At 72.9% G+C, this 24,283-nt stretch carries 25 protein-coding genes; 10 read left to right on the forward strand and 15 right to left on the reverse strand.

Annotated elements, in window-relative coordinates; all coding sequences use genetic code 11:
* Positions 1-57: 57 nt before the first annotated feature.
* The 6 genes from ACFV9Q_RS15000 to ACFV9Q_RS15025 all read right to left on the reverse strand — a co-directional run bounded on the left by ACFV9Q_RS15000 (position 58) and on the right by ACFV9Q_RS15025 (position 3,544).
* Positions 58-876 (reverse strand): ABC transporter permease, encoded by an 819-nt coding sequence (locus ACFV9Q_RS15000; protein WP_377235055.1) that lies wholly within the window; start codon positions 874-876, stop codon positions 58-60.
* A complete protein-coding gene (locus tag ACFV9Q_RS15005; protein ID WP_377235056.1) occupies positions 873-1,751 on the reverse strand; it encodes an ABC transporter ATP-binding protein in 879 nt (292 codons plus the stop codon). Before ACFV9Q_RS15005 ends, ACFV9Q_RS15000 begins: the two co-directional genes overlap by 4 nt.
* Positions 1,748-2,050, reverse strand: coding sequence for a transcriptional regulator (locus tag ACFV9Q_RS15010; RefSeq protein ID WP_377230586.1), 303 nt, complete (start codon positions 2,048-2,050; stop codon positions 1,748-1,750). The genes ACFV9Q_RS15005 and ACFV9Q_RS15010 overlap by 4 nt, the downstream gene beginning before the upstream one ends.
* Positions 2,043-2,765 carry a hypothetical protein gene (locus tag ACFV9Q_RS15015; protein WP_377235057.1) on the reverse strand — a complete coding sequence of 241 codons (723 nt, stop codon included), beginning with the start codon at positions 2,763-2,765 and terminating at the stop codon, positions 2,043-2,045. Before ACFV9Q_RS15015 ends, ACFV9Q_RS15010 begins: the two co-directional genes overlap by 8 nt.
* Before the next feature lie 82 nt (positions 2,766-2,847).
* Positions 2,848-3,237, reverse strand: a complete 390-nt coding sequence (locus ACFV9Q_RS15020; RefSeq protein WP_377235058.1) for a hypothetical protein — start codon at positions 3,235-3,237, stop codon at positions 2,848-2,850.
* Positions 3,238-3,358: 121 nt separating this feature from the next.
* Positions 3,359-3,544: a hypothetical protein gene (locus tag ACFV9Q_RS15025; protein ID WP_377235059.1), complete on the reverse strand. Its 186-nt coding sequence runs from the start codon at positions 3,542-3,544 to the stop codon at positions 3,359-3,361.
* Positions 3,545-3,776: 232 nt separating this feature from the next.
* On the opposite strand from ACFV9Q_RS15025, the gene ACFV9Q_RS15030 reads away from it, so the two are divergent.
* The 3 genes from ACFV9Q_RS15030 to ACFV9Q_RS15040 all read left to right on the forward strand — a co-directional run bounded on the left by ACFV9Q_RS15030 (position 3,777) and on the right by ACFV9Q_RS15040 (position 8,801).
* Entirely contained in the window at positions 3,777-5,279 is a 1,503-nt protein-coding gene (locus tag ACFV9Q_RS15030; RefSeq protein ID WP_377235060.1) for a S10 family peptidase, read from the forward strand.
* 53 nt (positions 5,280-5,332) lie between these two features.
* Entirely contained in the window at positions 5,333-6,130 is a 798-nt protein-coding gene (locus ACFV9Q_RS15035) for a CPBP family intramembrane glutamic endopeptidase (RefSeq protein WP_377235061.1), read from the forward strand.
* 106 nt (positions 6,131-6,236) lie between these two features.
* The gene (locus ACFV9Q_RS15040) at positions 6,237-8,801 is read left to right on the forward strand and encodes a flippase-like domain-containing protein (protein WP_377235062.1); all 2,565 of its coding nucleotides are present in this window, start codon (positions 6,237-6,239) and stop codon (positions 8,799-8,801) included.
* 93 nt (positions 8,802-8,894) lie between these two features.
* Here ACFV9Q_RS15040 and ACFV9Q_RS15045 read toward each other — a convergent pair whose 3' ends face one another.
* Positions 8,895-9,176: an HU family DNA-binding protein gene (locus ACFV9Q_RS15045; protein WP_020015632.1), complete on the reverse strand. Its 282-nt coding sequence runs from the start codon at positions 9,174-9,176 to the stop codon at positions 8,895-8,897.
* A gap of 274 nt (positions 9,177-9,450) precedes the next feature.
* On the opposite strand from ACFV9Q_RS15045, the gene ACFV9Q_RS15050 reads away from it, so the two are divergent.
* Positions 9,451-10,800, forward strand: a complete 1,350-nt coding sequence (locus tag ACFV9Q_RS15050) for an MFS transporter (RefSeq protein WP_377235063.1) — start codon at positions 9,451-9,453, stop codon at positions 10,798-10,800.
* A gap of 17 nt (positions 10,801-10,817) precedes the next feature.
* Here ACFV9Q_RS15050 and ACFV9Q_RS15055 read toward each other — a convergent pair whose 3' ends face one another.
* Positions 10,818-11,549, reverse strand: a complete 732-nt coding sequence (locus ACFV9Q_RS15055) for a copper resistance protein CopC (protein WP_377235064.1) — start codon at positions 11,547-11,549, stop codon at positions 10,818-10,820.
* A gap of 67 nt (positions 11,550-11,616) precedes the next feature.
* Positions 11,617-13,689 carry an NAD(+) synthase gene (locus ACFV9Q_RS15060; protein ID WP_377235065.1) on the reverse strand — a complete coding sequence of 691 codons (2,073 nt, stop codon included), beginning with the start codon at positions 13,687-13,689 and terminating at the stop codon, positions 11,617-11,619.
* Between the two features lie 177 nt (positions 13,690-13,866).
* Between ACFV9Q_RS15060 and ACFV9Q_RS15065 the strand changes: the two genes are divergently transcribed.
* Positions 13,867-14,163 carry a DUF4287 domain-containing protein gene (locus ACFV9Q_RS15065; RefSeq protein ID WP_377235066.1) on the forward strand — a complete coding sequence of 99 codons (297 nt, stop codon included), beginning with the start codon at positions 13,867-13,869 and terminating at the stop codon, positions 14,161-14,163.
* 53 nt (positions 14,164-14,216) lie between these two features.
* On the opposite strand, the gene ACFV9Q_RS15070 is transcribed toward ACFV9Q_RS15065, so the two are convergent.
* Together ACFV9Q_RS15070 and ACFV9Q_RS15075 are read right to left on the reverse strand one after the other, a co-directional pair.
* Positions 14,217-14,534, reverse strand: a complete 318-nt coding sequence (locus tag ACFV9Q_RS15070; RefSeq protein WP_182620158.1) for a helix-turn-helix domain-containing protein — start codon at positions 14,532-14,534, stop codon at positions 14,217-14,219.
* Positions 14,531-14,893 (reverse strand): type II toxin-antitoxin system RelE/ParE family toxin, encoded by a 363-nt coding sequence (locus ACFV9Q_RS15075; protein WP_377235067.1) that lies wholly within the window; start codon positions 14,891-14,893, stop codon positions 14,531-14,533. The genes ACFV9Q_RS15070 and ACFV9Q_RS15075 overlap by 4 nt, the downstream gene beginning before the upstream one ends.
* A gap of 131 nt (positions 14,894-15,024) precedes the next feature.
* Here ACFV9Q_RS15075 and ACFV9Q_RS15080 point away from each other — a divergent pair, with 131 nt between their 5' ends.
* The 5 genes from ACFV9Q_RS15080 (at position 15,025) to ACFV9Q_RS15100 (ending at position 19,690) form a co-directional block, all read left to right on the forward strand.
* The gene (locus tag ACFV9Q_RS15080) at positions 15,025-16,260 is read left to right on the forward strand and encodes an amidohydrolase (RefSeq protein WP_377235068.1); all 1,236 of its coding nucleotides are present in this window, start codon (positions 15,025-15,027) and stop codon (positions 16,258-16,260) included.
* 132 nt (positions 16,261-16,392) lie between these two features.
* Positions 16,393-17,901, forward strand: coding sequence for a sensor histidine kinase (locus ACFV9Q_RS15085; RefSeq protein ID WP_377235069.1), 1,509 nt, complete (start codon positions 16,393-16,395; stop codon positions 17,899-17,901).
* Entirely contained in the window at positions 17,898-18,572 is a 675-nt protein-coding gene (locus tag ACFV9Q_RS15090; protein WP_377235070.1) for a response regulator, read from the forward strand. Before ACFV9Q_RS15085 ends, ACFV9Q_RS15090 begins: the two co-directional genes overlap by 4 nt.
* A 97-nt stretch (positions 18,573-18,669) precedes the next feature.
* The gene (locus tag ACFV9Q_RS15095; RefSeq protein ID WP_377235071.1) at positions 18,670-19,056 is read left to right on the forward strand and encodes an SHOCT domain-containing protein; all 387 of its coding nucleotides are present in this window, start codon (positions 18,670-18,672) and stop codon (positions 19,054-19,056) included.
* Between the two features lie 166 nt (positions 19,057-19,222).
* Positions 19,223-19,690, forward strand: a complete 468-nt coding sequence (locus tag ACFV9Q_RS15100; protein WP_377235072.1) for a hypothetical protein — start codon at positions 19,223-19,225, stop codon at positions 19,688-19,690.
* Between the two features lie 136 nt (positions 19,691-19,826).
* Here the strand turns inward: ACFV9Q_RS15100 and ACFV9Q_RS15105 are convergent, their stop codons facing one another.
* From ACFV9Q_RS15105 to ACFV9Q_RS15120, 4 genes are all read right to left on the reverse strand, one after another.
* Positions 19,827-21,749, reverse strand: coding sequence for a penicillin-binding transpeptidase domain-containing protein (locus ACFV9Q_RS15105; protein ID WP_377235073.1), 1,923 nt, complete (start codon positions 21,747-21,749; stop codon positions 19,827-19,829).
* 307 nt (positions 21,750-22,056) lie between these two features.
* Positions 22,057-22,242 (reverse strand): hypothetical protein, encoded by a 186-nt coding sequence (locus ACFV9Q_RS15110; protein WP_377232406.1) that lies wholly within the window; start codon positions 22,240-22,242, stop codon positions 22,057-22,059.
* Positions 22,243-22,389: 147 nt separating this feature from the next.
* Positions 22,390-23,691: an RNA polymerase sigma factor gene (locus tag ACFV9Q_RS15115; protein WP_377235074.1), complete on the reverse strand. Its 1,302-nt coding sequence runs from the start codon at positions 23,689-23,691 to the stop codon at positions 22,390-22,392.
* A complete protein-coding gene (locus ACFV9Q_RS15120; protein WP_377235075.1) occupies positions 23,679-24,050 on the reverse strand; it encodes a YciI family protein in 372 nt (123 codons plus the stop codon). The genes ACFV9Q_RS15115 and ACFV9Q_RS15120 overlap by 13 nt, the downstream gene beginning before the upstream one ends.
* Between the last annotated feature and the right edge of the window lie 233 nt (positions 24,051-24,283).

Raw genomic sequence — 24,283 nt, forward strand, 5'->3', positions numbered from 1 at the left:
GTATTTGCGGCTTCCAAGGCTGGAAAGCCGCAAATACCCAGCACTCAACGGGACGGGTCAGCGGAAGCGGCGGCCCTCGTCGCTCCGGTAGGCGAGGATCGCCAGCACCGCGAACAGCAGGGTCCACCCGGCCAGGACCGGGAGCGCCAACGCGTAGGCGTCCATGCCGGTGGTGGCCTGGACCAGCAGGTCGCGGCCGGCGCGGGTGGGCGTGGCCTTCGAGATGGCGTCCAGCCAGGCGGGGAACGCCTGGGGCGGCAGGAACAGGCCGCCCGCGAAGGCGAGCGGGAACAGGATGACCTGCACCACCGGCAGCGCCGCCTTGGCCGACAGCTTGTAGCCGATCGCCATGCCGAGCAGCACGAACGGCACGGAGACCGCGAGGATGGTGCCGATGCCCGCGAAGAGCTGGCCGACGGTCAGGGTCGCCGCGGTGAACAGCCAGCCGATGAGGATCAGCGGCACCAGGCCGAACAGCGAGAAGATGCCGCCGTTCAGCACGCGCGCCGCCATCTGCGGCCCCGGTCCGGCGGGCAGCGACCGCAGGTACGGGTAGAAGGGCAGCTGCCGATCCTCGGCCACGCCCAGGCCGTAGGTGAAGAGGCTGGCGGAGCAGATGGCGAACAGGCCCAGTCCGGCGACCGCGATCGTGGCGTAGAGAGGGTTGCCCCCGACCGACTCCTGCGGCACCACGAAGAAGAACATCGCCAGCGACGGGAACAGCACGTTCCCGAGCACCGCGATGGGGACCCGGACGGTCTCCAGGAACTGGTACTTGAGGTGCAGCCAGGACAGCACCCAGATCGATCTGGTCTTCCCGGCAGGGGCGTCGAGGCCCGGGGCCCCGGCCCCGGTCGTGCTCGTGGTGGCGCTCATCGCACCGCTCCTTCGTTCGTGGCGTCGACTGTCGTAACGTCTGCCTCGGTCGTGCCGTCGACGAGCTGGCCGAACGCCTCCTCCAGGGAGGCGCCCCGGATCTCCAGGTCGCGGAACTCCGTGCCCGCGCGGACCAGGTCGCGCACGAACTCGTCGGAGTCCGCCACGAGGTGCTCCTGCCGCGCGCCCGCGGCGTCCGTGAACTGCACGCGGCGTGCGCCCACCCGGCCGAGGATCGTCTCGAGGGAGTCGTCGGCGAGCACGGTCCCGCGGTCGATGACGACCACCCGCTCGGCGAGCGCCTGCACCTCCTCCAGGTAGTGCGAGGTGAGCAGCACGGTGCCGCCGCCGGCGTGGTACTGCCGGATCGCGTCCCAGAGCGCGCCGCGGCCGGACACGTCGAGCCCGGTGGTGGGCTCGTCGAGCAGCACGACGCGCGGTCTGCCGACCAGCGACAGCGCGACGGCCAGCCGCCGCTTCTGCCCGCCGGACAGGGACCCGGTCTGCCGCTTGCCCAGGTCCGCCAGCCCGAACTGCTCCAGCAGCTCGCCCGTGGGCACCGGGTCGGGATAGTGGCCGCCCACGAAGTCGACCACCTCGCGCACCCGCAGCGTCGCGGGCAGGCCGGTCTCCTGCGGGGTCAGGCCCAGCACGGTCCGCGACCGGGGGTCCCGCGGGTCGTGGCCGTTCAGGCGCACCACCCCGGCGTCGGGCCGCCGCTGGCCGCTGACCAGCGACAGCAGGGTGGACTTGCCGGCGCCGTTGGGGCCGAGCAGTCCGACCAGCTCGCCGTGCCCCACCTCCAGCGAGACGTCGTCGAGGGCGACCACGGTGCCGAAGCGCCGCGTCACCCCGCTGACCTCTACCGCACTCATCGCTGTGCTCCCTTCAGAAGGTCCATCAGTGCCGCCTGGTAGTCCGCGAACGCGGTGCGGCCGGTGTCGGTGAGGGCCAGGTACGTCGCAGGCGTCCGGCCCTCGTGGGTCTTGGTGACCCGCACGTACCCGGCGTCCTCCAGCTTGCGCAGGTGGGTCGACAGGTTTCCAGCGGTCATGTCGAGCAGCTTGCGCAGCTTGGGGAAGGCGACCTCGTCGCCGCGCCCCAGGGCTGCGAGGGACGCCACGACCCGCAGGCGGGCGGGGGCGTGGATGACCGGGTCGAGGTCCTCAGGCACGCTGCCCACCGCCCTCCGCCCTGCCGGGCGACGCGGGTGACGCGGATGATCGCCGCCGGCCGCGGAACACCTGCTCCACCACGGCCATGACCAGGAAGCCGCCGCCGCCCGCCACGGCCATCACCAGGTAGGTGTTGGGCATCCCCGCGAAGGCCGCAAGCACTGCGGCGACGAGCATCCAGCCGCCGACGGCGGCCATGCGGATCTCCTCGAAGAGCAGCCCGCCCGCGATGTACATGAGTCCGACGATCACGCAGGCGAAGCCGTTCGCGGCGATCGCCATGACCTGCGGCGACGCCCCGGCGGCACCCATCGCGCCCATCAGCACGCCGAGCGCCGTGAACGCGAGGAACCAGGTCCAGCCGTACAGCGCGCCGATCCGGGCGCTGTCGCCGCGCAGGCCGGCGGTCCGGGTCACGCTGTGCACGATCGTGAAGGTCGTCGCGCCGACGATGCAGCCGGCGAGCACCCAGCCGGCCCACGGCTCCGGGGTGCCCGTCTCACGCGCCGTCGTCCACAGGGCCAGGTACCCGATCACCCACGCCAGGCCCCACGCGCCGAACAGCAGGCGACCGTCGGGCTCGGTGGCGTCGCGCGCCGCCTCCTGCTGCTGCCGGATCAGGCGCAGGGTCTCGGCGGGGTCGAGGCCCGCGGTGTCGCCGGGCTGCGCCGGCTCCGCGGGGTTGCCCGACGTCGGGTCGGTAGCCATGGTCATCGCCTCGCCTCTCAAACTGGTTTGTACTGCAAACCAGTTTGCCGGATCGCCACCCCGAGGCACAAGTGGTTTTCTCAGTTGATCAGGCGGAGGCGAGCAGCGCGAGGTCCTCGGTCGGCGCGAGCGCACGCGCACGGAGGATGTGCGAGGCGGCGGCGAGCAGGCGCGCGTCCACGTCGTGCGGCTGGACGACGACCCCGAGCGCCTCGGCGAACCAGTCCGACACCTCGACCCACGAGTACAGAGACGTCTTGCCCGAGCCGACGGCGGCAGGGAAACCCCCCGGCCCGCGACGCCCGGCCGCGAGGAGCCGGACGGACTCGTGAGTTCGCCCGGAGCGCTCGGCGATCTGGCCGAGCGTGACCAGATCCTCGTCCCCGATCGCCACGGGACGCAGTCCGGCCCGGACGACGTCGCGCACCGCGGACACGATCGCATCCAGCAGCCGGGGCGCCTCTCGCGTCACTGCCACATACCCACGGCCGTCCTCGGAGCCTGGAGAGCTGTCGTCAAGGCCTGCCTCGAAGAGCCGGTCATAGTCGGCATCAGACAGATCTCGGTCGAGGACCATGGTGAACTCGTAAACCGGCATCTCAGCCCTCCTCGTCGTGCACGTGCCGCGTCACGAACCTGAGCAGCCGACGTGCGTGGTTGTCGGCGTCTCGTGGGGTCGACCAGATCGCCTCGGTCGCGTCACACACCCCGCACTCCAGCATTCCCCAGCGATGCCCCTTGTGGATCGGCACCACCTCGATGCCCTGCGGCAGGTCGCAGATCACCGCGTTGATCGCATTCTTCGGGTGCCGCCCAGCACTGACCGTGCAGTCGCAGCCTACCTCTCGTGTTGGATTTCGCCAACAGGCTGACATCCCGAAGGCTCAGCCGCGGCGTGCGATTCACCGCATGCTGCCCGGTTTAGCGACCGATCGCATGTCTAGTAGGCCTTTGTTGCATATACGCACAGCGACACGCGCCGACACGGTCCGCAGGGCCCCGCGATAGGTTCCCGGGGTGACCGACGACAAGAGCACCAGCGCCGACCAGCCCGAGGCGACCAAACCGTCGCCGGAGGGAACCCCGCCGAAGAAGCCCGAGCCCGCCGACGACCTCGTCACCACGCGCCACACCCTGCACACCCCGGACGGCGACCTGGCGTACTCCGCCACGACCGGCCGGATCGTGCTGCGCCAGGAGGCGGTCAAGGAGGACAAGTACGACGGCCGCAAGCCCAAGGCCGAGGTCTCGATCACGTACTACACGCTGGACGACGCCGACGTGACGCAGCGGCCGGTGACCTTCGCGTTCAACGGCGGCCCCGGGTCGTCCTCCGTGTGGCTCCACCTGGGCGTGCTGGGCCCGCGCCGGGTCGACTCGGGCGACGTCGGCGACCTGACCGCGCCGCCGTACGGGCTGATCGACAACCCGGAGACCCTGCTGCGCGTCTCCGACCTGGTGTTCATCGACCCCGTCTCCACGGGCTTCTCGCGGGCCACCGAGGGCGAGCAGGCCAAGCCGTTCCACGGCTTCACGGGCGACCTGGAGTCCGTCGGCGAGATCATCCGCCTGTGGACGAGCCGGAACGACCGGTGGATGAGCCCCAAGTTCCTCATCGGCGAGTCCTACGGCGGCACGCGCGGCGCGGCGCTGGCCGAGTACCTGCAGCAGCGGTTCGGCATGTTCCTGAACGGCGTCATGCTCGTGGCGCCGGCACTGAACATGGAGGCGCTGTTCGACGGCGAGCACTCCAACCTGCCGCACCCGCTCTTCCTGCCGGTCTACGCCGCGACGGCGCACTACCACGGCCTCCTCGGCGACCGGGCGCTGGACGACGTCGTGGCCGAGGCGCGGGACTGGGCCGAGACCTACGCCTCCGTCCTGGCCCGCGGGGCGCGCGTGCCCGACGACGAGCGCGCCGCGGCCGTCGCCAAGATCGCGTCCCTGACGGGGCTGGGCGAGGACTACGTGGACCGCGCCAACCTGCGCCTCGAGCACACCCGGGTCTACGCGGAGCTGCTGCGAGCGCGGCGCCTGGTCACCGGACGCCTCGACACCCGGTTCACGGGCCCGGCGGACCACTACATCCACGAGCAGATGCCGTACGACCCGTTCCTGACCGCCACCTCCGGCCCGTACACGGCGGCGCTGCACCACTACCTGCGCGGCGAGCTCGGGTACGAGCACGACGCGATCTACGAGGTGCTGTCCCGGCACGTGCACCCCTGGTCGTACAAGGAGTTCGAGGGCAAGGCCGTCGACGTCGCCGACAAGCTCGCCACCGCGATGATCCTCAACCCGCACCTCCAGGTGCACATCGCCATGGGGCGGTACGACGGCGGGGTGCCGGTCGAGGCCATCGAGTACAGCCTGGACCAGATGGCGGTCCCGGCGTCCTACCGCGAGCGCATCGAGACCCGGGTGTACCCGGCGGGCCACATGATGTACATCCATCCCGAGTCGCGGGTCGCGCAGTCGGCCGACCTCGCGGACTTCGTGCGGCGGGCCTCGAACCGCTGAACCACCGCGTGGCCGGCCGACGAACTGCCGGCCACGCGAGGTAGGTTCCGGACGTGACCACGACCGACCTGCCCGTGTCCCGCCGTCGCATCGCCGCGGAGGTGTGGATCGTGCTCGGGCTCAGCCTGGGCCAGTCCGGCGTGTACGCGCTGGTCAACATCGTGGCCCGGCTGACGGCCGAGACGCCGCTCGCCGAGCAGACCGCGACGCTCAACGCGAGCCAGTCGGAGCGCCCGTACCTCGACCTCGTCTACCAGCTCCTGAGCATCGGGTTCGCCCTGGTGCCGGTGGCCCTGGCGCTGTACCTGCTCAGCGCGAACGGCCGCAGCGCGACGCGCAGCCTCGGCCTGGACGGGACACGCCCGGGCCGCGACGTGGGGTGGGGCTTCGCCCTGGCCGCCGCCATCGGCATCCCGGGCCTCGCGTTCTACGCCCTCGGGCGGGCCGTCGGCATCACCGTGGAGGTGCAGGCCAGCGCCCTGGACGCGTACTGGTGGACCGTCCCCGTGCTGGTGCTCAGCGCGTTCCAGAACGGCCTGCTGGAGGAGGTCATCGCCGTCGGCTACCTGTACGAGCGCACGCGAGACCTCGGCTGGAACCGCATGAAGTTCATCGTCGCGAGCTCGCTGCTGCGCGGCTCGTACCACCTGTACCAGGGCATCGGGCCGTTCATCGGGAACGTCGTGATGGGCGTCGTGTTCTCGTGGTTCTACACCTCGCCCAGGTTCCAGCCCGGCGGCCGGCACCGGATCCTCCCGCTCGTGATCGCACACACGCTGCTCGACATCGTGGCGTTCGTGGGCTACGCCCTCGTCCCGGCCGAGTGGCGCGAGGCCCTCGGGATCCGGTGAGGATGCCTGGACGGACGCCGGGGACGCCGTCGACCTGACCCGGATATTCCGGGCGTCACACCTGCTTCCCGGTCAAGCGAGCCTCAACGGCTCTAGAATCGCGAGCATGTCCAACTCGCGCACCGGCCGGGCTGACGCCGGTGCCGAGGTGTCCGACGTACCGGAGGCAGTGCCCTTCGAGAGCGGCCTCGTCCGTGTCGTCGACACCCCGGAGGAGCGGGTGCGTCACCCGCGCGCGCTCGTCTGGATGATCGCGTGCGCCCTCGGCACCGCGGGCGTCATGTTCCTGTCCGTCGTGGCGCACGGCACCACCGCGGGCGTCACGGAGGACGTCCGGAGCTTCAACGACCTGCTGGCCACGATCCTGTTCGTGCCCGTCGCCGTGCTGCAGGGCCTGGTCATCCTGTTCGCCCCGGTCGCCGTGATGATCGAGCTGGGCGTCCGCCGGCTGGGGCGGCAGATCGTCGAGTCCATCGTCGCCGGGGTGCTCGGGCTGCTGATCGGCGTGCTCACGTCCGTCCTGGTGCGCCACCTGGGCTCGGACGAGCTGGTGCGGGGCATGTCGGTCTGGGAGCGCGGCACGGGCTACGTGCTGACCATCCCGGAGTTCGCGGTCGCGCTGACGGCGATGCTCACCGTCGCCGGGCCCGCGACCCGGCGGCGCACCGTGCGCATCTCGTGGAACCTGATGTTCCTCGCCCTGCTCATCGTGCTGATCACGGGGCAGGTCTCGCTGCCCGGCACCCTCGTCGCGCTGCTGCTGGGCCGGCTGGCGGGCTCGACCGTCCAGTACGTGTCCGGCATCCGCAGCGAGCGCGCCTACGGCCCCGACCTGGTCACCGCCGTGCGCCGCGCCGGGTTCGCGCCGACGTCGCTGGCGCGGGTGCACGCCGTCTCCGAGCGCGCCCCCGGTCAGGACGCCGCGCACGACGCCGGGCACCCCGTCGCGTCCGCGCTGGCCGTCGAGCACGGCCCGCCGGACGACCCGGCCGCGCTGGCGCTGGGCCGGGCCGGCGACAACCGGGTGTACGCCCTCTACAGCGACGACGGCGTACGCCGCGACGTCGTGGTGCTCGACGGCGACCGCCAGGTGGTGGGCCTCATCACGCGGCTGTGGCGGGCCCTGCGCCTGCGCGGCATCGAGGGCCGGGCCGCGATCTCGCTCAAGGCCGTGGCCGAGCGCACGGCCCTGCTGTCGTACGCGGCGAGCGCCGCCGGCGTCCGCACGCCGCGGCTCCTCGGCCTCGGCGAGTACGGCGACTCGATCGCGCTCGTCCTGGAGCACGCCTCGGACGCCGTCTCGCTCCGCGACGTGCCCGACGACGAGCTGCACGAGGACGTGCTCGCCGAGGCCTGGGACCAGCTCGGCCGCGCGCACGCCGTGGGCCTCACGCACCGCGCGCTCACGCAGGACGTGCTGCTCACGCACCGCGACGCCGACGGCCGGGCGCACGTGTGGATCACCGGCTGGGAGCAGGGCGACATCGCGTCGTCGCCGCTCTCCCGGCGCCTCGACCTGGTGCAGATGCTCGCGCTCATCGGGCTGCGCGTGGGCCCGCGTCGCGCCGTCGCCTCCGCGGTGCGCGCCCTGCCCGACGCCGACATCGCCGCCATCGGGCCCCTGATCCAGACCATCGCGCTGCCCCGGACCACCCGCGAGGAGGTGCGCAAGGCCAAGGGCCTCATGGGCGAGCTGCGGAACGCCCTGGTGGAGCGCCTGCCCGAGGCCAGCGTGCAGCCGCAGCGCATCTCCCGGTTCAGCGCGCGCACCGTGCTGACCACGACCGTGGCGATCGTCGCAGTGGCCGTGATCGTCACGACCATCAACTTCGACGAGATCGCCTCCGCCGTGCGCGAGGCCAACCCGTGGTGGGTCGCGGTCGCGTTCGTGCTCGCGCTCATCACCTGGTTCGGCGCGGGCCTGACCCTGGTCGCGTTCTCCCCGGCGCGGGTGCCGATCGGGCGCGCCACGCTCACGGCCGCCGCCGGCTCGTTCGTGGCGCTGGCGGCCCCCGCGGGGATCGGCCCGGCCGCGCTGAACCTGCGGCTCCTGACCCAGCGCGGCGTCTCGATGTCCATGGCCGTCGCGACCGTGGCGCTCGTGCAGGTGTCGCAGTTCGTGGTCACGGTGCTGCTGCTCGTGGCGCTGTCGGTCTTCACGGGGTCGGGGGCGCTCGTGGAGCTGCCGTCGCCGGCCGTGCTGATCACGCTGGCGGGCGTGGCGGTTGCCGTCGTCGCGACACTGCTGGTGCCGCCGGTGCGGCGCTGGGGCATGGGCTTCATCGGGCCGCGGCTGCGCCAGGTGTGGCCGCGGCTCGCGCAGATGCTGAGCCACCCGGGCCGCCTGGCGCTGGGCGTGGCCGGGAACCTGATCATGACGCTCGGCTACATCGTGGCCCTGTGGTGCTGCCTCGCGGCCTTCGGGGAGTCGCTCTCGCTGGTCGACATCGCCCTCGTCAACCTGGTCGGCAACGCCCTGGGCGCGCTCATCCCCACGCCCGGCGGCCTGGGCGGCGTCGAGGGCGCCCTGACGGCCGGCCTGTCGGCCGCAGGGGTGCCGGCCACCATCGCGTTCTCCGCGACGATCCTGTACCGCCTGTGCACCTACTGGGGCCGGATCCCGATCGGCTGGGTCGCGATGCGGTACCTGGAGCGCAAGGGCGACCTCTGAGCCGTTGAGGGCCGCCCGGCCCCGGACATGCGAAGGCCCGGCCCCCAGGGGGAGCCGGGCCTTCGCGTCGCTGAAAAGCTCAGCGGCGAAGCGTCACTTGGCGACAGCCTTCTTCAGCAGCGAGCCGGCGCTGATCTTGACACCGAAGTTCGCCGGGATCGAGATCTCCTCGCCGGTGCGCGGGTTGCGACCCGTGCGGGCGGCACGCTCGACGCGCTCGGCCGAGAGGAAGCCGGTCACCTTGACGGCCTCGCCCTTGGCGAGCGACTCGATCAGCACCTCCTGGAAGGCGTTGAGCGCGGCCTCGGCCTCGGTCTTGTTGATCTCGGCCTTGCTGGCGATGGCCGAGACGAGCTCGGACTTGTTGAGCGACATGCGTTTCCCTTCTTCGGTCACGTCGTGCGGCGGTACCCGCCCGACGACGAGGCCCCATACTGCCAGCAGATCGGCAGGAATTCGCGGAGAACAGGCCTTTCCACGGCGAGTCGTGCGTAACTTTCTGCTCACAGAGGACACGAACCTGTGTACGAACCTGTGGACGACGACGGTGAGACGGCTCCCGCGGCGGTGTCAGCCCGCACTATCCGATGACTTCCGCAACCCAGGACGGTCTACCGTTCCGGTACATCCGGGCCAATGAGAGGAAATCGTGGAGAATCCGCCGCACGCCCGCCGAAACCTCGTCGTCCTGGTGTTCAGCAACCTCCTGGCCGGGGTCGGGGTCGCCTCCGGCGCCGCCGTCGGCGCCCTGCTCGCGGAGAGTCTGGGCGGTACCTCCGTGGCGGGTCTCGCCCAGGCCGTCAGCGTGCTCGCCGCGGCGGTCGCCTCGATCCCGCTGGCGACGCTCGCCCAGCTCCGCGGACGCCGGTGGGCCCTGTCGCTCGGCTACGCCCTGTCCACGGTCGGCGCGCTGCTCATCGTGACGGCGGCCGTGCTGGGCCAGCTCGTCGTGCTCCTGGTCGGCCTGATGCTCTACGGCGTCGCGAACGCGACAAACCTCCAGTCCCGCTACGCCGCCGCCGACAACGTCGGGTCCACCACCCGCGCCCGCACCATGTCGGTCGTCCTGTGGGCCACGACCGTCGGCTCCGTGGTCGGGCCCAACCTCGCGGCGCCCGGCGCCGTCGTCGGCAGCGGGTTCGGCGTGCCCGACCTCGGCGGGCCCTACCTGTTCTCCGTGATCGCGTACCTGCTGGCCGGGCTGCTGCTGCTGAGCCTGTACCGGGACCCGGCCGGTGGCGTGGCGGGGCGGGTGGTGCCCGCGGGCGCCGTCGGGCAGGGGCACGGGGACAAGCGCGCCGAACCCCGCCGGACCGGGGCCCTCGCGGCGCTGCGGTGGGCCTGGGCCCGTCCACGGGCCCGGTTCGCCGTGGTGACCACGGCCGTGGCGCACGGCGTGATGATCATGGTGATGGTGATGACGCCGGTGCACATGCAGCACGGCGGGATGTCGCTCCAGCTCGTCGGCATCGTCATCAGCCTGCACGTGCTGGGGATGTTCGCGTTCAGCCCCGTGTTCGGCTGGCTGGCCGACCGCTTCGGCCCGCTCCGCGTCGCCGTCGGCGGCATCGGGCTGCAGGCGGCCGCCGTGGCCCTCGGGTTCACGGCCGCGGCCCTGGCCCCGGACGTGGCGCCCGACGCCGGCGCGCACGCCGGGCACGGCGCCGCCGCCCCGGCCCTCGACGCCGAGGTGCTCACGGCGGTCGCGCTGGTGCTGCTCGGGCTCGGCTGGTCGGCGTGCCTCATCGCGTCGTCGGCGGTGCTGGCGTCCGTCGCGGAGCCGCACGTCAAGCTGCCTCTGCAGGGCGCGACCGACGCGCTGATGAACTACTTCGGCGCCGCCTCGGCCGCGCTCGCCGGGCCGCTGCTCGCCTGGGGCGGGTTCGAGGCGGTGAACACGGCGGGCGCCGTCCTGCTGGCGCCCGCCGTGGTGACGGTGATCCTGGCGGTCCGCTCGTCCCGCCCCGTGTCAGACGCTCGGGTCACCCGGGCGACCTGACGGTCTGACAGGTGGGGTCAGCCCTTCGTGTCGGGGTTCTCGTTGGGCTTCTCGGCGTCCGGGTCCTCGGGCCCGGGCTCACCCGACTGGCGCAGCCGGTCGTTCTCGAGGATCTTGCGGCGCATCATCACCACGACGCCCAGCACGACCAGCACCGCGGCGAGGATCCCGCCGGCCACGGCGAGCCCGCTGGGGCCCGAGCCGTCCCCGGCGCCCGCGAGCTCCGTGGGCGTGCTCGCCTCGTCGGTCGCGGCCGTCTCCTCGTCGGCAGGAGCGGCCTCCTGCGTGGACATCTCGGGCTCGTCGCTCGCCGTGGGCTCCGCGGTCGGCTCGGGCTCACCCTTCACGGTGTAGCTGAACTCGCCGTCGATCGGGTGGCCGTCGGAGGAGACCACGTGCCACGCGACGTCGTACGCGCCCGCGGGCAGGTCCGCCGGGAGCTGCGCCGTCACGACCGCGTCGTCGACCGTGATGTCGTCGCCCTTGATCGCGCTGCCGTCCGGGCCGACCAGCGCCACCTCGATGCCCGTGTCCAGCGGGGCGGAGCTGAACGTGAGCGCGATGCTCGCCGGCTGCTCGTCGAGCGTGGCGCCGTCCTTCGGATCGGAGGACAGGAGCTGGTCGTGGGCGCTCGCCGGGCCGGCCACCAGCAGCAGCGCGACGAAGGTCAGGACCGCTGCGAGCACGGTGATCAGGCGGACGAGGCGACGGCTATCGGGCCGGGCCAGGGCAACGGGGACAGCAGGCATGTCGGAACCCTACTCCTCGTGGAACACGCCGGACGGGGCTTGTGTCAGGCCTCACGAGGGGCGTCGGTCACGCCTCCGGGACGTTCTTCGCGAGCTCCGCGAGCCACGCCGCCGACGACGCGTCCGACGGCATCCGCCAGTCGCCGCGGGGCGACATCGTGCCGCCCGGCGAGACCTTCGGGCCGTTCGGCAGCGCGGACCGCTTGAACTGCGACGCGAAGAACCGGCGCACGAACACCTCGAGCCAGCCCCGGATAGTCGCGAGGTCGTAGGCGGTGCGCCGCTGGTCGGGGAAGCCGGGCGGCCACTCGTCGGCGTCCGCCTCGCGCCACGCGTGCCAGGCGAGGAACGCGATCTTCGACGGGCGGTAGCCGCGCCGCAGCACGTGGAACAGCGTGAAGTCCTGGAGCGCGTACGGGCCGATCGTCGCCTCCGTGGACTGCGGCGTCTCGCCCTCCTCGGTGGGGATCAGCTCGGGCGTGATCTCCTGGTCGAGGATCTCCGACAGGACCGTGTTCACCGGGCTGCCCGCCTCCGCCGAGAACTGCCCGCTGTCGATGGTCCAGCGGATGAGGTGCTGGATCAGGGTCTTGGGCACGCCCGCGTTGACCGCGTAGTGCGACATCTGGTCGCCCACGCCGTAGGTGCACCAGCCGAGGGCCAGCTCGGAGAGGTCGCCCGTGCCGACCACGATCCCGCCCCGGTGGTTCGCGAGCCGGAAGAGGTAGTCGTAGCGCAGGCCGGCCTGGACGTTCTCGAACGTGACGTCGTACTGCTTGGTGCCGTCGGAGTACGGGTGGTCGAGGTCGCGCAGCATCTGCTCGGCGGCGGGCCGGATGTCGAGCTCCTGGAACGTCACGCCCAGGGCCTCGGCGAGCCGGACCGCGCGGTCCTTGGTCTCCGACGTCGTCGCGAAGCCCGGCATGGTGAACGCGTGGATGTCGGTGCGCGGCCGGCCCAGCCGGTCCATCGCCTTGGCCGCGACGATCAGCGCGTGCGTGGAGTCCAGGCCGCCGCTGATGCCGATCACGGCCTTGGGCTGCCCGATGGCGCGCAGGCGCTGCTCCAGCCCGGTGACCTGGATGTTGTACGCCTCGAAGCAGTCCAGGGCGAGGCGCTCGGCGTCGTCCGGCACGAAGGGGAAGCGGTCCACCTTGCGGCGCAGGCCGATGTCGCCCTGCGGCGGGTGCACGCTGAACGTGATCTCGCGGAAGTCGCCGCCGTCATCGGCGGAACCCGGCGTGGCCATCCCGAGACCGCGCCGGTTGTCGTCGAAGGTGCCCTGCCGGAGCCGCTCCTGCCGCAGGCGGTCGAGGTCGACGTCGACGACGGTGGCGCGCGGCCCGTCCGGGAAGCGCTCGGTCTCGCCGAGCAGGTCGCCGGCCTCGTAGACCATGGTCTGGCCGTCCCAGGAGAGGTCGGTGCTGGACTCGCCCTGGCCGGCCGCCGTGTAGACGTACGCGGCGTTGCAGCGGTAGCTCGCGCTGCGCACGATCAGGCGGCGGTCCTCGGCGCGGGCCACGGTGATCGGGCTGGCGGACAGGTTGAGCAGCACGTTCGCGCCCGCGAGCGCCGCGAGCGCGCTGGGCGGCACGGGCACCCACATGTCCTCGCAGACCTCGGCGTGGATCGCGAGCCCGGGCACGTCGTCGGCCCGGAAGATGAGGTCGGAGCCGAGCGGGACCTCCTCGCCGAGCAGGGTCAGCGTGCCGCGGTGCTCGTCGCCGGGGGCGAACTGCCGCTTCTCGTAGAACTCGCGGTAGTTCGGCAGGTAGGACTTGGGCGCGACGCCCAGGATCCGCCCGCGGTGCACGACGACGGCGGTGTTCAGCAACCGACTCCCGACCAGGAGCGGCGCCCCGACCACGAGCACCGTCATGAGGTCGACGCTCGCCTCCTTGATGTCGGCGAGGGCGTCCAGGACCGACTCCAGGAGGGTGTCCTGCATGAGGAGGTCGTCGATGGCGTAGCCGCTCAGGCACAGCTCGGGGAAGACCGCGACGGCCACGCCGTCGTCGTGCAGCCGCCGCGCCTGGTCGAGCACGACGGCGGCGTTCGCCGCGGGGTCGGCGACGGCGACGGGGATGGTGCAGGCCGCGACCCGGGCGAACCCGTGGGCGTACGCGTTGTAGAAGTCCACGACGTCGAGTCTATGGATCGGCGCTCGGGGGCTGCCCGGCCCAGGGAAAACTGGTCCCCGCCCGACCTTCGCTCGTGCCGGGTTGCCGTCCCCCGATGAGTTCCCGGGAACGACGGCGTCTGTACTGGTAGAAGGCGGTGCCGACGGCCCCGCCACCCGTACGAGAGGACCACCCCGATGTCATTTCAGGCCTACCTCGACGCCGTCGAGGAGAAGACCGGGCACACCCCGCGCGAGCTCATCAAGCTCGCCGAGGAGCGCGGGTTCGACGCGTCCACCAAGGCCGGTCCGATCCTGGAGTGGCTCAAGGAGGACTACGGCCTGGGCCGGGGCCACGGGATGGCGATGGTCCACGTGATCACGAAGGGACCGAAGATCAGCGCCAAGCACGTGGGCACGTCGGGCACGCACAGCGACGCGTCCGACACCCTGTGGCTCGACGGGAAGGCGACCAACCCGGCGACGTCGGGCTGACAACGTGAGCGCGGCCGGGACCTTCGGAGCCGGCTGCGCTCAAACACCGGTCCTTACGCGATACCGGCGATCTCGCCGTCGTCGAACAGGATCGCCTGCTGCAGCTGGCCGCCCAGGGCGTGCGCATATCGCGCGAGCACCTCCTGGCCGGAGATCTTGCCCTTCTCGATCTGGGAGACCCGTCCCTTGGTGACACCCATCCGATCGGCTACCTGCTGCTGGGTCAGCCGCCTCTTCTTGCGGAGCTCGGCGAGCCGGTAGCCCGTGACCTCGGCCAGGAGTTCCTGCTTCCCGCGTTCGACGGCCTCCTCGCCGCCCGCCCGCGCCACGTGCTCAGCGCGAATGTCCTGCCACTTCACATAGCCCGTCATGACACGTCCTCCTCATCGGAACGCTTGGCCACATACTTCTGGTACCGCTCCTCGGCCATCGGAATCGCCTCGACGTACCACTCCTGCCAGCGGTTCCTCTTGTCACCAGCAACCAGCAGGATCGCGGAGCGCCACGGATCGAACACGAACAGGATCCGGATCGAACCAGGCCGCAGCTCCTTCAGGTTCGCCAACGTGGAACCGCGAAGCGTGTCCACCAGTGGTCGACCCAGCTTCGGCCCACGCTCAGCCAGAGCGTCCAGCCCCTCGACGACGCGCTTGTGAGATGCGTCGTCCAGTTCGTCGATCCATTCACGCACCTCGTCGACGACGTAGATGCTCCATTCCTCGTCCGCCATGCCGTGAGTTTAGTTATTGCTATACATTTTCGCATGCCGAACGAGCATCTGTCACGCATACCCATGCGCTCCGCGCGAACGGGCACCAGCCACGTTCCGGCGACCTCGTTAGCCTGGGTAATGATGTACCCATGACAACGCGCTCCAGCATCGCCATCACCAACGCCTACGTGGTCCCCGTCGCCGCCGAGCCCATCGAGAACGGCACGGTCCTCATCGAGGACGGCGTGATCACCGCCGTCGGCACCGACGTCGCCGTGCCCGAGGGCACCGAGACCGTCGACGCCCAGGGCAAGTGGCTCCTGCCCGGCTTCGTCGAGGCGCACGGCCACATCGGCATCCACGAGGAGGGCGAGGGCTGGGCCGGCAACGACACCAACGAGATGACCGACCCGAACGGGTCCGCGCTGCGCGCGATCGACGCCGTCCAGATCGACGAGGAGGGCTTCCGCGACGCCCTCGCGGGCGGCGTGACGACGGCGGTCATCAAGCCGGGCTCGGGCAACCCGATCGGCGGCCAGACCGTCGCGATCAAGACCTGGGGCGGCCGCACGATCGACGAGCAGGTCATCAGCGACTCGGTGTCGGTCAAGAGCGCCCTCGGCGAGAACCCGAAGCGCGTGTACGGGGACAAGAAGCAGCTCCCGTCGACCCGCCTCGGCGTCGCAAACGTGATCCGCAAGGCCTTCGTCGACGCCCAGAACTACGCCGCGAAGCGGGACGCCGCGGCGGAGGAGGGCAAGCCGTTCGAGCGCGACCTCGGCAAGGAGACCCTGGCCCGTGTGCTCGCCGGCGAGCTCGCCTGGGACCAGCACACGCACCGCGCCGACGACATCGCCACGGCGATCCGCCTGTCGGAGGAGTTCGGCTACCGGCTCGTCATCAACCACGGCACCGAGGGCCACCTGATCGCCGACGTCCTCGCCGAGAAGGACATCCCGGTCATCTACGGGCCGATGTTCGTCTCGCGGTCCAAGGTCGAGGTGCGGCACCGGGCGAACCGCAACATCGCCGCCATGGCCGCGGCAGGCGTGCGGGTCGCGATCACGACCGACCACCCCGTCATCCCGATCAACTTCCTGGTGCACCAGGCGTCGTTCGCCGCGCGCGACGGGCTGCCCCGCGAGACCGCGCTGGCCGCGATCACCACCAACCCCGCGTCGTTCCTCGGGCTCGACGTCCGCGTGGGTGCCATCGCCGAGGGGCTCGACGGCGACGTCGTGCTCTGGTCGGGCGACCCGCTCGACACCGACCAGCGCGCCGAGCGCGTCTTCATCACCGGCACCGAGGTCTACAGCTGGGACCCGGCCGCCGACGCCGGGCGCGGCGCCGGCCGCGTGGTGGAGCGCACGGCCCGCTTCGCCTGATCGGCAGAACGGGGGCGGTCGCCGGGCACCACACCAGCGCCCGGCGCCGTCCCCCCGGGCGGTACCAGGGGCTGACACGCGGCGGCACCGCGGTGCGACGCGGCGGACCCCGGCCCGGCGTAGCGTGCGAGCATGCTGGGCACCCGTCCGAACCCCGCCGCCCTCGCGGACCCGCCCGTCACGGCGCCGTTCGACCGCCTCCGGCCGCGCGTGCTCGTGGGCGTCGCCGTCGCGGTCGCCTCCGTGCTGGGCTCGTTCGGTGCCTCGCGCGGCCAGTCGTGGGCCACGGACCTCGACCTCGCCGGGGTCCTCCTGCTGCTGGTGTCGCCCGCGGTTCTGGTGCTGCTGCTGCCGCGCCGTCCCGCCCTCGCGACGGTGCTGTCCGTCGCCGCCACGCTCGTGTTCCTGCTGGCCGGATACCCGTGGGGGCCGGGATTCCTCGGCCCGGCGGCGGTGCTGGCCGGCGTCATGCTCAGCGGCGAGGTGCGCCGGGCCCGGCTGGTCGCATGGTCCGGGGCCGCCCTGCTCGCCGGCGGGGTGGGGGTCGCCGCCACTCTGCTCGTCCCCCGCCTCCGACGGTTCCTGACCGAGAACCCGGTCGAGCCCGACCGCACCTGGGGTCCGCCGGGCTACCACGGCCCGGGCTGGGACAGCGCGGACGGCTCATGGTTCCTCACCACGGGGGCGCTCGTCGCGGGGGCGGCCTGGCTCACGGTCGTGCTGCTGATCGCGAGCGGCGCGCGCGACCGGATCGCGCGCCGAGCCGCCGCGCGCGCCGCGGCCCTGGAGACGGCCGCCGAACGCGAGCGCACCGCCGTCGCCTCGGAACGCCTGCGCATCGCGCGCGAGCTGCACGACGTGCTCGCCCACTCCCTGTCCGCGATCAACGTCCAGGCCAGCGTGGGCCTGCACCTGATCGACCGGAACCCCGGTCAGGCACGTGAGGCGCTGACCAACATCCGCGACACCAGCAAGGACGCGCTCGCCGAGGTGCGCACGGTGCTCGGGATCGTCCGCGAAGGGACGTCCCCGTCCGTTTCGGGAACGCAGCCCGCCGGCCCGGCCAGCGGGGCCGGCCCGGCGGACGTCGCCGCCACGGCCGACGTCGCCACGCCCGCCGCCGGCCCGCCCGCCGCCGCGGAGCCGCAGTGGGACGGCGCCGCGCCCCTCACCCCCACCTGGGACCTCACCGGCCTGCGCCGGCTGGCCGACCAGGCCCGCGCCGACGGCCTCGACGTCACCGTCGAGCTCACCGACGTGGACGACCTGCCCGACCACGTCGCCGGCGTCGTGCACCGGGTGGTCCAGGAGTCGCTGACCAACGTGCGGCGGCACGCGCCGTCGGCCCGCCGGGTCACGCTGCGCGTGACCAGGGGCGACGCCGTCGAGGTCACGGTGTCCGACGACGGCGTCCCCGCCGGCGCGGAACCCGTCGTGGCCGGCTACGGGCTGCTCGGGATGCGCGAGCGCGTCGAGGGCGCGGGCGGCACCCTGACCGCCGGCCCCCGCGCGGACGGACCCGGCTGGGCGGTCCGGGCCCGCCTCCCGGTCGCCCGGCGGACCGGGACCCCGCGCCCGGGGACCACCCCGCCGAACGACGCCGCACCACCCGACGCACCCGAGACCGGAGACACCGCATGATCGACGTCCTGCTCGCCGACGACCAGGCCCTGGTGCGCGGCGGCTTCCGCGCCCTGATCGACTCCGAGGACGACATGCGCGTCGTGGCCCAGGCCGCGACCGGCGACGAAGCCGTGGCGCTCACCCTGGAGCACCTGCCCCAGGTGGTGCTCATGGACATCCGCATGCCCGGCCTGGACGGGCTCGAGGCGACCCGCCGCATCATCGCGGAGCCCCGCGCGGCGGGTGTGCACGTGGTGGTGGTGACGACGTTCGAGCTCGACGAGTACGTCACGGAGGCGATCCGCGCCGGGGCGTCCGGGTTCCTGGTCAAGGACACCGAGCCGGCGGAGCTGGTCCGCGCGGTGCGGGTCGCGGCGTCGGGCAACGCACTGCTCTCGCCCACGGTGACGCGGCGCCTGCTGGCCAAGGTCGCCGACGCGACCCGGACCGTGCGGCCGGTGCCGGCGCTCGCCGACCTCACGCCGCGGGAGCGGGAGGTGCTCGTCGAGGTGGCGGGCGGCCTCGCCAACGACGAGATCGCGGGCCGGCTGTACCTGTCGGAGTCGACCGTGAAGACGCACGTCTCCCGGGTGCTCATGAAGACCGGTTCGCGCGACCGCGCGCAGCTCGTGGTGCTGGCGTACGAGGCGGGGCTCGTGCGGCCCGGCTGGGCGGCACCAGAGGGGTAGCCCGGCAGGTACGCCGGGCTGACGCCCCCGGCGCCGGACGGCGGCAGCCTGGTGGTGTGGCCGGAACCACCGGCCGAACCGACTGCTGGAGGTCGACATGCTCACCGCGACGACAGAGGTCCTCGCACACGGGCCGCAGTACGGCTGGGGCGGACCCGGCCCGTTCTTCCTCATCTTCCCGCTGCTGTGGTTCCTGCTGTTCGCGACCGTGGTCTTCCTGATCGCGCGGCGTGCCCGGCGCGGCCCGCGCGGCGGGTGGGGCGGCCCGTGGGCCGCGCACACGGCAGCCGTTGCCGACCCGGTGACGCTCCTGGGCCACCGCTTCGCCCGCGGCGAGATCGACGAGGCCGAGTACCGCTCCCGGCTCGCCGTCCTCCGCTCGGCGGGACCCGTCCCGGGCTCCGGCCCGACGCCGCCGGCGGAACCCGCGCCTCCCGCGGCCCCCGGGCCGCAGGACGAGCCCCCGGCGGACGGCGGGCGCTGACCCCGCCGCCAGGCACCACCTCGGACGCTCAGGCCGCTCCCGTGGCCTGAGCGTCCGACTTCCCCCACAGGACCGCTGGCCTTCCGTGGTGGCCGTGCCGCTAGACTCGCGGGCGAGTGCAGCCGAACCGCACTTTTCTGACCCGATGACGTGAGGGAAGTAGATCGTGAGCACCAGTAAGAACTGGGCGGCCGTGGCCGTGGTCGCCAGTGCGCTTCTGCTGTCCGGATGCGGGGCCCTCGAGGACATGGCCAACGACTTCACGCCGTCGAGCGGCGAGGTGCAGCAGGTCGCCCCGTCCCCCGTGGCCGAGGCCCCGATCAGCACCGGCGAGTACGACCTCGTCGAGACGTGCAACGCGTTCTTCGCCGGGCCGCTCGTGTCGGGCATCCAGCAGGCGGCGCCGGCCGTCGCGGCTCCGCTCACCGAGGACCTGACCGGTGTCGCCACGAAGGTGAGCACGAACATCGGCCTGATCATCGGCAAGGCGGACGAGGTCAGCATCGGCCACCTCGAGGCCGTGCGCGCCCCGTTCGACCAGGCGCTCGGCGGGACGATCGCCCGTCCGGCGGCGATCGGCAGCGCCATCGAGTCCTACAAGGCCACGTGCACCGAGGCCGGCTTCAAGGGCTGACCGCCCGCCTGCTCCGGCCGGACGAGCGGCCCCGCTCGACGCCGCACGACAGAGCGCCTGCCCGACCCGCCCCGGCATCACCGGGGACCGTCGGGCAGGCGCTCTGTCGTTCGCACCCGGTCGTACCTGCCGGGGATCAGCTCCCCTTGAGGAACTCGTGCATCACCGGCCCGGCGGTCGTCGAGCCGAGCTCGCCCTCCTCGATGAACACGACCGCCGCCAGGTCGTTCGCGATCGCGAGCATCCAGACGTGCGCCTTCGTGCCGTCACCGAACTGGGCGGTGCCCGTCTTGGCGCCGACGATCCCGGAGACGTCCTGCAGGATCTGGGCCGAGCCCTCCTGCACCACGCCACCCATGAGGTCGCGCAGGGTGGCCGCCTCGTCCGCGGTCAGGTCGCCCGCCGGCTCGGCGTCCGCCTCCTTGCCCGTCGGCTCGACCAGCCACGGGGAAACGGTGTGGCCTGCGGAGACGCTCGCCGCGACGGTCGCCATCGCGAGCGGCGTGGCCAGCACCTGACCCTGGCCGATCATCGACGCCGCGTGCTCCGTGCCCGAGGCCTCGGTCGGCACGTCGCCGAACGCCGCCGCACCGCCGAAGGACACCGTGTGCTCGGCGCCCAGGCCGAGCGACGCCGCGGCGTCGTGCAGCTGCTGCTGCGAGATCGCCTGGTGCTGCGAGATGAAGGCGGTGTTGCACGAGTTCGCGAACACCGTCCGGAACGGCACGGCGTCGCCCATCGCGGACTGCGGGTACCCGGGCACGTTCTTGAACTCGCGGCCCTCCACGTTGATCGTGGCGGTGCAGGGCAGCGTCGAGTCCGGCGTCGTCCCGGCGCGGAGCATCGCCAGCGACGTCGCGATCTTGAAGGTGGAACCCGGCGGGTACTGCCCGAGGGTCGCGGTGTTGAACCCCTCCGAACCCGGGCCGGACGCCGCCGCGAGCACCTCACCGGTGGACGGCTTGATGGCCACGATCGCACTCGCCAGGTCGCCGAAGTCGGCGAGCGCCGCCTGCGCGCGCAGCTGCGTCTCCGGGTCGAGCGAGATGGCCACGGGCTCGCCGTCCTTCTTATCGATCGTGAAGGCCTCGCGGCTCTCGCCGCCCTCCGCGTCCTCGACGGGCTCGATGGTCACCGCCAGACCGGGCACGCCGCGCAGCTGCTCGTCGTAGGCCGCCTGCACGCCGGACAGGCCCACCATGTCGCCGGCCTTGATGGTGCCCTCCGAGTCCTTGACGATCTCCTCGGTCGCCTCGCCGACCGTGCCGAGCAGCGCGCGGGCGAAGTCGCGGTCCCGCGCGAGCGGGATCTCGTCCGGGATCCCGACGACGCCGGCGATCGCCATCGCTGCGTTGAAGTCGTACTCCGGGTCGTTGTCGCGGATGGTGATGACGTCGATGAACGCCTTGTCGCCCGCGGCCTGGACCTGCGCCGCGATGTCGTCGGTCGTCGCCTGGTCGAAGCCCAGCACCGTGCCGAGCTGGGCGGCGGCCGTGTCCCAGCCCGGGCGGGTCTTGTCGATGCCCACGCGGTGCACGGGGGTGAGCCCGACGATCGTCTCGCCGCTGGTCGTCACGATGTCGCCGCGCACCGGCTCGGTGCGCTCGACCGCGAGCCGCTCGCCCGCCTCCAGGCCCGGCACCAGCACGCCGAGGTTCCAGGCGGCCTCCCAGGCGCCGGCCTCGCCGTCGGCCGGGCCCGGGTAGGTGAGCTCCACGACCGTCTCGTACTCCCAGGCCTCCTCGGTCGCCACGGGCCAGGTCCAGGCGAGCGTCGCGGTGGCGGTCGCGGTGCCGCCGTCGCCCTCCTCGAGCGGGGTCACGCTCTTGACCGCCACGGTGCCGGCGTCCTCGCCGACGGCGGCCACGAGCTGCTCGAACACCGCGGCGTACTGCTCGTCGGGTGACGCGGAGGTCTCCATCGTCAGCGGGAAGTCGGCGGGCGTACCGGCCTGGAGCGCGGCCGCGAGCTCCTCCGCGGCGGGCTCCGGGTCGGGGATCGGCGGCGGCCGCAGCAGGTACCAGACCCCCGCGCCGGCCGCGAGGAGCAGGACCACCACGACGGCGATGATCAGGGCCCGCCGCCCGTTCTTCCGGGGCGGGGCAGGGGGCTGCTGGCCGCCGGACACCGGGACGCCGGGCGGTGTCGCGGGAGGTGGCGGTGGGGGCCCGACGGCAGGCGGCACCGAGTCGTACCCACCTGGCGGGGGCGGGACGGGCGCATGACCGTCCGCTGGCAGATGGGGTGAAGAGTGTCCGCTCATGCCAAGGAGCCTAAGGGCCAGGTCAGGATCGGTCCGTGTAAATACCTGGGTGAAATGGGGCGGGGCCGCCGAACCCCCTGGATCTGCGGCCCCGCCCTCGACATCACGCGTCCGCGTACCTCCAGCGGTCCCGTGAGCGCGTGGCGAGCGTGAGGTAGGACGTCACCGGGACCGAACGGCCGGCCGCGCGAATCCTGTGCTCGCGTCGGTTGAGCAGCTCCATGCGCCGCAGATCGCGCTCGACCGCCGCGACATCCTTGCCGGTGATCATCGCTGTGCTGGTCGTCATGGTCGGTCCCCGTTCTCAGGCCCCCTCGTGTGGGCGCCCCTCGTGGAACAAGGACGAACCAGGAGCTCGCTTCGTTGGTAGGGAGGCGCGGATCCGGGTTTCGGGACGAGGGTGGCCGGCTTCACCCGGCGGCGTCACCCGGTTGCCTCAGCCGACGGCGGCGCTCCGCTGCGCCAGGAACTCCCGCAGGGCCGGGTCCGTCGTGAGCGAGCGCGCCTTGGCGTACGCGGCCCGTGCGGCCTCGGTGTCACCGGCCTCGGCCAGGAGATGCGCGCGGGTCGCCCACAGCGGCTGGAACCGGCCCGACGCCGGCTCCGCGGCCGCGACCTCGTCCAGCGCGGCCAGCCCCGCGGGAGCGCCGTCGACCCGGGCGACGACGGCCGCGAGCGCCACCCGCCCGCCGAGCGTCGGCGCGACGCGGAGCAGCGCCCGGTGCAGCGTGACGAGCGCGGGCCAGTCGGTGCGGCCCGTGCGCGCCCGCGCGCAGTGCACGGACTGGATCGCGGCCTCGAGACGGAACCGGCCGGGCGGGCCGCCGGGCTGCTCGGCGGAGGAAGCGGGGCCGGCGGGCGAGGGCGGGCCTGCGGACAAGGCCGGGTCGGCGAGCGACCGCCGGAGCAGCGCCTCGCCGCGCTCGATCAGGCCGGTGTCCCAGCGGGCGACGTCCTGCTCGTCGAGCGGCACGAAGGCGCCGTCGGCCCCGCGCGCGCCGGCGCGCGCCAGCGAGAAGCAGAGCAGGGCGGCCAGGCCGAGCACCTCGGGCTCGGGCAGCAGGTCGGCCAGGAGCAGGGCCAGCGTGAGCGCGTCGCCGGTGAGCGAGCCGCGCACCTCGGGCGCGGCGCCGCGCCAGTCGATCGCGTACGCGCCGTACACCGCCTCCAGCACGGGCGGCAGGCGGTCGGGCACCTCGTCCCGGCCGGGGATGCGGAACGGGATGCGCGCGTCCCGGATGCGGCGCTTCGCCCGGACCAGGCGCTGCGCCATCGTGGGCGCGGGGACGGCGAACGCCGCCGCGATGTCCGTGGCCTGCACGCCGAGCACGGTCTGCAGCATCAGCGGGGTGCGGATGCCGGCCTCGACCGCTGGGTGGGCGCAGACGAACATGAGCTCCAGCCAGCGGTCCCCGATCGCGTCGGGGTCGACGTCCTCGGGCGGCGCGGCGGGCTCGGGTCCGGCGTCGGGCGGCACGGTGGTGCGGTGAGCGGCGGAGCGGTACAGGTCGCGCAGCCGGTTGCGGGCCACGGTGAGGAGCCAGCCGTCGGGGTTGTCCGGCACGCCGTCGTCGGGCCAGTGCCGCAGGGCGCGCTCGAAGGCCTCGCCGAGGGCGTCCTCGGCGCGCTGGATGTCGCCGTCGCGGGCCGCGAGCAGCGCCAGCAGGCGGCCGTACGACGTGCGGGCCGCCGCCTCGGCGACGGCCCGCACGTGCGCGCGGTCGGTCAGCGCGTCCACGCGCCGTTCTCGAAGTGGGTGGCGCTCGGCCGCACCTCGACGGTGCCCCACTGGACGGACGGCGCCTTCTGCGCCCAGGCGAGAGCGGCGTCGAGGTCCGGCACGTCGACGACGAAGGTGCCGCCGAGCTGCTCCTTCGTGTCGGCGAAGGGGCCGTCCTGGACGCGCAGCTCGCCGTCGCGCACGGCCACCGTGGTGGTTGACGACGACGGCTGCAGCACCTCCGCCGAGAGCAGCACGCCCGCCTGGTCGAGCGCGGTGGCGTAGGCCTGGAACTCGCGCTCGCCCTCTTCCCAGCCGCCGGACCCGACCTCCTCGGGCGTCATCTCCGGGTAGTGCAGCAGGATCGTGTATCGCATGGTTCCGTCCTCCGGTCGGGTCTGTCTGACACGGTGGTGACGATGTCGCGCCTGCTCGATCGACAGGTTCTCGACACGGTCATTCACCGGGCTGCTCGACCTGCCCGGCCGGCCCGTCCGGACATGACTCGGGTCGGGGGGGCCCCCCGTGTGCCCCCCCCCCGTTTCCCCCCTCCGGCCCGGTGTGTTCGGCAGCTTTTTGAGCCGTCTTGCCCCCCCGGCCCCCCCACCCA

Source organism: Promicromonospora sp. NPDC059942 (assembly GCF_042731755.1).
Lineage (GTDB): Bacteria > Actinomycetota > Actinomycetes > Actinomycetales > Cellulomonadaceae > Promicromonospora.